Source organism: Stenotrophomonas sp. HMSC10F07, from assembly GCF_001807895.1.
In the GTDB taxonomy this organism is placed as follows: Bacteria; Pseudomonadota; Gammaproteobacteria; order Xanthomonadales; family Xanthomonadaceae; genus Stenotrophomonas; species Stenotrophomonas sepilia.
On record NZ_KV791460.1, the window covers coordinates 20,928 to 27,586 of the forward strand.

6 protein-coding genes are annotated in these 6,659 nt (G+C 66.3%); 3 read left to right on the plus strand and 3 right to left on the minus strand.

Going from position 1 to position 6,659, the window contains the following annotated elements; genetic code table 11:
* Window positions 1–20 precede the first annotated feature (20 nt).
* Genes HMPREF3114_RS19930 through typA form a run of 3 tightly spaced genes read right to left on the minus strand, consistent with a single transcriptional unit; the run spans window position 21 to window position 4,011 of the window.
* Complete coding sequence (locus HMPREF3114_RS19930) at window positions 21–1,643, minus strand: amidase (RefSeq protein ID WP_069138926.1); 1,623 nt, start codon at window positions 1,641–1,643, stop codon at window positions 21–23.
* Window positions 1,644–1,684: 41 nt separating this feature from the next.
* The gene (locus tag HMPREF3114_RS19935; RefSeq protein WP_049414692.1) at window positions 1,685–2,152 is read right to left on the minus strand and encodes a DUF2127 domain-containing protein; all 468 of its coding nucleotides are present in this window, start codon (window positions 2,150–2,152) and stop codon (window positions 1,685–1,687) included.
* Window positions 2,153–2,163: 11 nt separating this feature from the next.
* A complete protein-coding gene (gene typA, locus HMPREF3114_RS19940; protein ID WP_005415427.1) occupies window positions 2,164–4,011 on the minus strand; it encodes a translational GTPase TypA in 1,848 nt (615 codons plus the stop codon).
* A gap of 272 nt (window positions 4,012–4,283) precedes the next feature.
* On the opposite strand from typA, the gene HMPREF3114_RS19945 reads away from it, so the two are divergent.
* The 3 genes from HMPREF3114_RS19945 to HMPREF3114_RS19955 all read left to right on the plus strand — a co-directional run bounded on the left by HMPREF3114_RS19945 (window position 4,284) and on the right by HMPREF3114_RS19955 (window position 6,579).
* Window positions 4,284–4,775, plus strand: coding sequence for a peptidylprolyl isomerase (locus tag HMPREF3114_RS19945; protein WP_005408225.1), 492 nt, complete (start codon window positions 4,284–4,286; stop codon window positions 4,773–4,775).
* A 117-nt stretch (window positions 4,776–4,892) separates the two neighbouring features.
* Entirely contained in the window at window positions 4,893–5,879 is a 987-nt protein-coding gene (locus HMPREF3114_RS19950) for a malate dehydrogenase (RefSeq protein WP_005415428.1), read from the plus strand.
* Between the two features lie 85 nt (window positions 5,880–5,964).
* Window positions 5,965–6,579 (plus strand): RluA family pseudouridine synthase, encoded by a 615-nt coding sequence (locus HMPREF3114_RS19955; protein ID WP_053501051.1) that lies wholly within the window; start codon window positions 5,965–5,967, stop codon window positions 6,577–6,579.
* Window positions 6,580–6,659: the final 80 nt, after the last annotated feature.

The window sequence follows — 6,659 nt, forward strand, 5'->3', positions numbered from 1 at the left end:
AGCGGCCGGCACTACCGGGATCAAGGCTCGCCGGCGTCGATCAGCGTGTCGGTGCCGAAGTGCGGTGGCCGCCGCGCGCGGGTGCGCTGTTCGTAGGCGTACGCCATTTCGATCAGCTTCGGTTCGCTCCAGGCGGTGCCCATGAACAGCAGGCCGACCGGCAGGCCATCGATCTGGCCCATCGGCACGCTGAGGCTGGGATAGCCGGCGACGGCGGCGGCACTGTAGCTCTCGCCGGGGAAGTCGTCGCCTTCGCTGCGGATCGGCCACGCAACGCCGGTGGTCGGCGCGACCAGGGCGTCGAGCTGGTGGGCGGCGAGGGCCGCATCGATGCCTTCCGGGCCCGCCAACCGGCGCGCATCGCTGCGTGCGCGGATGTAGGCGGGGTCAGCCAGGCCGGCGGTGGCGTCGGCCTCCACCAGCAGTTCCTGGCCGAACAGGCCAAGCTCCTGCTTGCTGTGCGCCTGGTTGAAGGCGATCAATTCGGCCAGGCTGTGCAGGGGAGCGCGGTGGGTGCTGAAGTAACGCTCCAGCCCGGCCTTGAACTCGTACAGCAGTACCTTGCGTTCGGCGTCGGCCCAGGCGCCCTGGTTGGGCAGCTCCACCGGCACCACGACGGCACCGGCCCGACGCAGCTCGGTGGCGGCGTGTTCGATCAGTGGCGGCATGCCGCGGTATTTCAGCAGCGGCGTCTGCAGCAGGCCGATGCGCTTGCCACGCAGTCCCTGCGGATCCAGCCGCGCGGTGTAGTCGTACACCGCACGGCCGGGCATGGTTGCGGTGGCCGGGTCGGCATCATCGCGGCCGGCAATTGCGGTCAGTACGGCCGCAGCGTCGGCGACGCTGCGTGTCATCGGCCCCGCAGTATCCTGGCTGAAGGAGATCGGGATGATGCCATCGCGGCTGACCAGGCCGACGGTCGGCTTGAGGCCGACGATGCCATTGATCGCCGCAGGGCAGACGATGCTGCCGTCGGTTTCGGTGCCGATCGCCACGCTGGCCAGGTTGGCGGCCACCGCTACCGCGCTGCCGCTGCTGGAGCCGCAAGGCGAGTGGCTGAGGCGATAGGGATTGCGGGTCTGGCCACCGCGCGCGCTCCAGCCGGACACCGAATCGTTGCCGCGGAAATTGGCCCATTCGCTGAGATTGGTCTTGCCCAGCACCACGGCCCCGGCCTCGCGCAGGCGCCGCACCAGATACGCATCGTCAGGGCGGAACCCCTGCAGGGCCAGCGAGCCGGCACTGGTGGCCATCGGTGCGGCGTTGATGTTGTCCTTCAGCAATACCGGGATGCCATGGAGCGGGCCGCGCAGGTGCCCATCGCGGCGCTCGCGGTCGCGTTCGGCGGCTTCCTTCAGGGCATCGGGGTTGAGCTCGATCACCGCGCGCAGGCGGGGGCCGGCCCGATCCAGGGCGGCGATCCGCTGCAGGTAGGCCTGGACCAGGGTGGCGCTGTCCAGCTCGCCGGCGGTCATCTGCGCCTGCAGGTCGGTGACATCGGTTTCGGCGTACGGGAAGGGCACGTTGCGGCTCGCGGGTTCGGCCGCATGCGCGCTGGGCGTGGCCGGGCTGCAGCCAGCCGAAAGCAGCACAGGCAGCGTGGCAAGCAGGCAGGTCAGCAGAGGCGGCAAGGACGGGCGCATGGGGCGGCTTGGTCGGCTCCAATCCCCAGTGTAGCCGCTGCTCAGCGGTGGCGCTTGCGCAGATCGCGGGCGAGGACGTAGACCACGATCAGGTTGATCGCCAGGATCGTCCACGACGGCCAGCCGGGGTGGCGGATGATCGCGAAGATGTCGAAGGGCAGGTACAGCGAGGCAGTCAGGCAGCCCAGCCAGGAGGCCCAGGCCTTGGCCCGCCACAGGCCCCAGGCTTCGACCAGGTGCAGCAGGCCGTAGCCGATCATCCCCGCCGCGGCCAGGTGGACCGCGTCGGGGCTGATCATATGCAGCAGCGAGGGCAGGGTGCCATGGTCCGGATCCAGGCTGAAACGCCGGATCAGGACCATGATGCCGTGCCGAAGCGGCTGCGGTCCGAGCACTTCCAGCCCGGTGGCGGCCAACAGCGCCAGCAACGCCTTGCTCGCTTCGAGCAGGGCGATGACGTGCAGGCCCGGATGCCGGTGTGGATCCGGGTTGTAGCCGCTCTGGTTCACGGGGTGCAGGCTCAGCCGCCGCGCGAAGCCTTCTTGCGATCGCTTTCGGTCAGGAACTTCTTGCGCAGGCGGATCTCCTTCGGGGTGATCTCGACCAGCTCATCGTCTTCGATGAAGTCCAGGGCCTGTTCCAGCGAGTACTTGATCGCCGGGGTCAGCTGGATCGCATCGTCCTTGCCCGAAGCGCGCATGTTGGTCAGCGGCTTGGTCTTGATCGCGTTGACGGTCAGGTCGTTGTCCTTGGAGTGGATGCCGACCAGCTGACCTTCATACACGTTGTCGCCTTCGGCAGCGAAGAGCTTGCCGCGTTCCTGCAGCGGACCCAGCGAGTAGGCCGGGGTGACGCCCGGCGCATTGGCGATCATCACGCCGTTGATGCGCTTGGCGATGGCGCCCTGTTCCTTCGGGCCGTAGTGGTCGAACACGTGGAACAGCAGGCCCGAACCCTGGGTCAGGGTCTTGAACTCGTTCTGGAAGCCGATCAGGCCACGGGCCGGGATCTGGTACTCCAGGCGCACGCGGCCCTTGCCGTCCGATTCCATGTTCTTCAACTGGCCCTTGCGGGTGCCCAGCTTTTCCATCACGCCGCCCTGGTGGATTTCTTCGATGTCCACCACCAGCTGCTCGATCGGCTCCATCAGCTGGCCGTCGATTTCCTTGATGATCACTTCCGGGCGCGACACAGCCAGCTCGTAGCCTTCGCGGCGCATGTTCTCGATCAGCACCGACAGGTGCAGTTCGCCACGGCCGGAGACCAGGAACTTGTCGGCGTCTTCCAGCTGCTCGACCTTCAGGGCCACGTTGTGGACCTTTTCACGGTCCAGGCGGTCCTTGATCTGGCGGCTGGTCAGGAACTTGCCACCGGACAGGTCCTTGTTGCCGGCGAACGGCGAATTGTTCACCTGGAAGGTCATCGAGATGGTCGGCTCGTCGACGGTCAGCGCAGGCAGGGCTTCCGGGAAGTCCGGTGCGCAGATGGTGTCGGAGATGGTCAGCTCCTGGATGCCGGAGATGGCCACGATGTCGCCGGCCTCGGCCGAATCCTGCTCGATGCGCTCCAGGCCCATGAAGCCCAGCACCTGCAGCACCTTGCCGTTGCGCTTCTTGCCTTCACGGTCAATGACCGCGACCTGCATGTTCTTCTTCAGGGTGCCGCGCTGGATGCGGCCGATGCCGATCACGCCCACGAAGTTGTTGTAGTCCAGCTGGCTGATGCGCATCTGGAACGGGCCTTCCGGGTCGACTTCCGGCTTCGGCGCGTGCTGCATGATCGCTTCGTACAGCGGGGTCATGTCGCCGTCGCGCACGGTGTCTTCCAGGCCCGCGTAGCCGTTCAGGCCCGAGGCGTAGACGATCGGGAAATCCAGCTGCTCGTTGGTGGCACCGAGCTTGTCGAACAGGTCGAAGACCTGGTCGATCACCCACTCCGGACGGGCGCCCGGACGGTCGACCTTGTTGACCACGACGATCGGCTTGAAGCCCATCGCGAAGGCCTTCTGGGTCACGAAGCGGGTCTGCGGCATCGGGCCGTCCATCGCATCAACCAGGATCAGCACGGTGTCGACCATCGACAGCACGCGCTCGACCTCACCGCCGAAGTCGGCGTGGCCGGGGGTATCGACGATGTTGATCCGGTTCTTGATGCCGGTCTTCTTGTCTTCCCAGGTGATGGCGGTGTTCTTGGCCAGGATGGTGATGCCGCGTTCCTTTTCCTGGTCGTTGCTGTCCATCACGCGCTCGGCGAGGACGGTGCGCTCGGACAGGGTGCCGGACTGCTTCAGCAGCTGGTCGACCAGGGTGGTCTTGCCATGGTCGACGTGGGCGACGATGGCGATGTTGCGAAGATTTTCGATGGACATACGAAAGGGGGCCAGTCGGCGCCGGATTTGGAAAAAGAAGTCCAACATTATACGTCGAACTTGACGATTCGCGAAAAGGTGGATTTCACGCCGGCCCAGCGGCCCATTCAGCTGGCTGTCCGCCGCTTCGGCCGAGGTCGCCAGGACGGGGCCCCCGGCTCACCTTCCGCTGGCTGAAGGCGGGGGCTCCACCGATGGTCGAAGGCACCGCCGCCACGAGGCAGGTGTAAACTAGGTGGCTAGACGCATTCCCCTTTGCACCAAGGATCTTCATGTCCCTCATCGCCACTTTCGACACCACCCAGGGCCCGATCAAGGTCGAGCTGTTCGCCGACAAGGCGCCGCTGACCGTGGCCAACTTCGTGAACCTGGTCAAGCACGGCTTCTATGACGGCCTGATCTTCCACCGCGTGATCGCCGACTTCATGATCCAGGGCGGCTGCCCGCAGGGTCGTGGCACCGGCGGCCCGGGCTACAAGTTCGAAGACGAGAAGAATGGCGTGAAGCACGAGGTCGGCTCGCTGTCGATGGCCAACGCCGGCCCGAACACCAACGGCAGCCAGTTCTTCATCACCCACATCAAGACCGATTGGCTGGACGGCCGCCACACCGTCTTCGGCAAGGTCCTGGAAGGCCAGGCCATCGTCGATTCGGTCAAGCAGGGCGACGTGATCCATTCGATCACCCTTGAAGGCGACGTCGACGCCGTGCTGGCCGCCCAGGCCGACCGCGTCGCGGAGTGGAACAAGCACCTCGCCGCCTGACCCCCTTCGAAACGGCCACCCACGGGTGGCCGTTTCCCTGTTCCCCGCCGCCTGCCCGGCCTGCGTGGCCATGCCCGCGGCGTCCCATCAAACGCTTGCAAGCAAGAGGAAACCCCCATGAAAGCACCCGTTCGTGTTGCCGTGACCGGCGCCGCCGGCCAGATCGGTTATGCCCTGCTGTTCCGCATCGCCTCCGGCGAAATGCTGGGCAAGGACCAGCCGGTCATCCTGCAGCTGCTGGAACTGCCGGTCGACAAGGCCCAGGCCGCCCTGAAGGGCGTGATGATGGAGCTGGAAGACTGCGCGTTCCCGCTGCTGGCCGGCATGGTTGGCACCGATGACGCCGAAGTCGCGTTCAAGGACGCCGACATCGCTCTGCTGGTCGGCGCACGTCCGCGTGGCCCGGGCATGGAGCGCAAGGACCTGCTGCTGGAAAACGCCAAGATCTTCACCGCCCAGGGCGCGGCGCTGAACAAGGTCGCCAGCCGCGACGTGAAGGTGCTGGTGGTCGGCAACCCGGCCAACACCAACGCCTACATCGCGATGAAGTCGGCCCCGGACCTGAAGCCGGAAAACTTCACCGCCATGCTGCGCCTGGACCACAACCGCGCGCTGAGCCAGCTGTCGGCCAAGCTCGGCAAGCCGGTCGGCGGCATGGAGAAGCTGGTCGTGTGGGGCAACCACAGCCCGACCATGTACCCGGACTACCGTTTCGCCACCGCCGACGGCGCCTCGATCGCCGATGCGATCAACGACCAGGAGTGGAACGCCAACACGTTCATCCCGACCGTCGGCAAGCGCGGCGCGGCGATCATCGAAGCCCGTGGCTCGTCCTCGGCCGCTTCGGCCGCCAATGCCGCCATCGACCACGTGCGTGACTGGGTGCTGGGCAGCAACGGCAAGTGGGTCACGATGGGCGTGCCGTCCGACGGTTCCTACGGCATTCCGGAAGGCGTGATCTTCGGTTTCGCGGTGACCACCGAGAACGGCAAGTACACCCTGGTCAAGGATCTGCCGATCGACGACTTCAGCCAGAAGTACATCGACAAGACCCTGGCCGAGCTGGAAGAAGAGCGCGCCGGCGTCGCCCACCTGCTGGGCTGATGCAGGCGGTACCGGCTCCGGTCGGTACGCAGAAAGCGGGGAAGCTTCGGCTTCCCCGTTTCTGTTTGGACGGATACAGAGCCGGATGATCCATCTGCACTACATCGACGACGCGCTGCTGGTGGCTGAAAAGCCCCCCGGCCTGCTGTCCGTGCCCGGCCGCAGCGCCGAGAACCAGGACTGCGTCGTCGCGCGCCTGCAGGCGCTGTACCCGGATGCGTTGACCGTGCACCGCCTGGACCAGGTAACTTCCGGGCTGCTGCTGCATGCGCGTGGCAAGGACATGCAGGCGGCGTTGTCGATGCAGTTCGAGCAGCGCCGGGTTGGCAAGCGCTATGAAGCGGTCGTCGAGGGGCTGCTTGAAGGCGATGCCGGCGACGTGGATCTGCCGCTGATCGTGGACTGGCCGAACCGGCCGAAGCAGATGATCGACCATGAGCGCGGCAAGCCGGCGCTGACGCGTTGGCGCGTGCTGGCGCGTGATGTTGAAGCGCAGCGTACGCGCGTGGCGCTGGAGCCGATCACTGGCCGCAGCCATCAGTTGCGCCTGCACATGGCCAGTCTCGGCCATCCCATCGTTGGTGACGTGCTGTACGACGCCGCACCGGCGCCACGCGTGCACCTGCATGCGCGCAGCCTCCGGCTCACCCATCCGGCGACGGGCGAAGCGCTCGCGTTCGAGTCCGCGACTCCGTTCTAGGGATTCGGCAGGGCTTGCAGCCCTGCACCTGCAGAATCAACGTCAACGTCAACGTCAAAAGCGGGCTATCCGTGGGTTGG

Coding starts and splice junctions, on each gene's coding strand:
- HMPREF3114_RS19950 (WP_005415428.1), top strand. CDS start 4,893: ATGAAAGCACCCGTTCGTGTTGCCGTGACCGGCGCCGCCGGCCAGATC.
- HMPREF3114_RS19945 (WP_005408225.1), top strand. CDS start 4,284: ATGTCCCTCATCGCCACTTTCGACACCACCCAGGGCCCGATCAAGGTC.
- HMPREF3114_RS19930 (WP_069138926.1), bottom strand. CDS start 1,643: ATGCGCCCGTCCTTGCCGCCTCTGCTGACCTGCCTGCTTGCCACGCTG.
- typA (WP_005415427.1), bottom strand. CDS start 4,011: ATGTCCATCGAAAATCTTCGCAACATCGCCATCGTCGCCCACGTCGAC.
- HMPREF3114_RS19955 (WP_053501051.1), top strand. CDS start 5,965: ATGATCCATCTGCACTACATCGACGACGCGCTGCTGGTGGCTGAAAAG.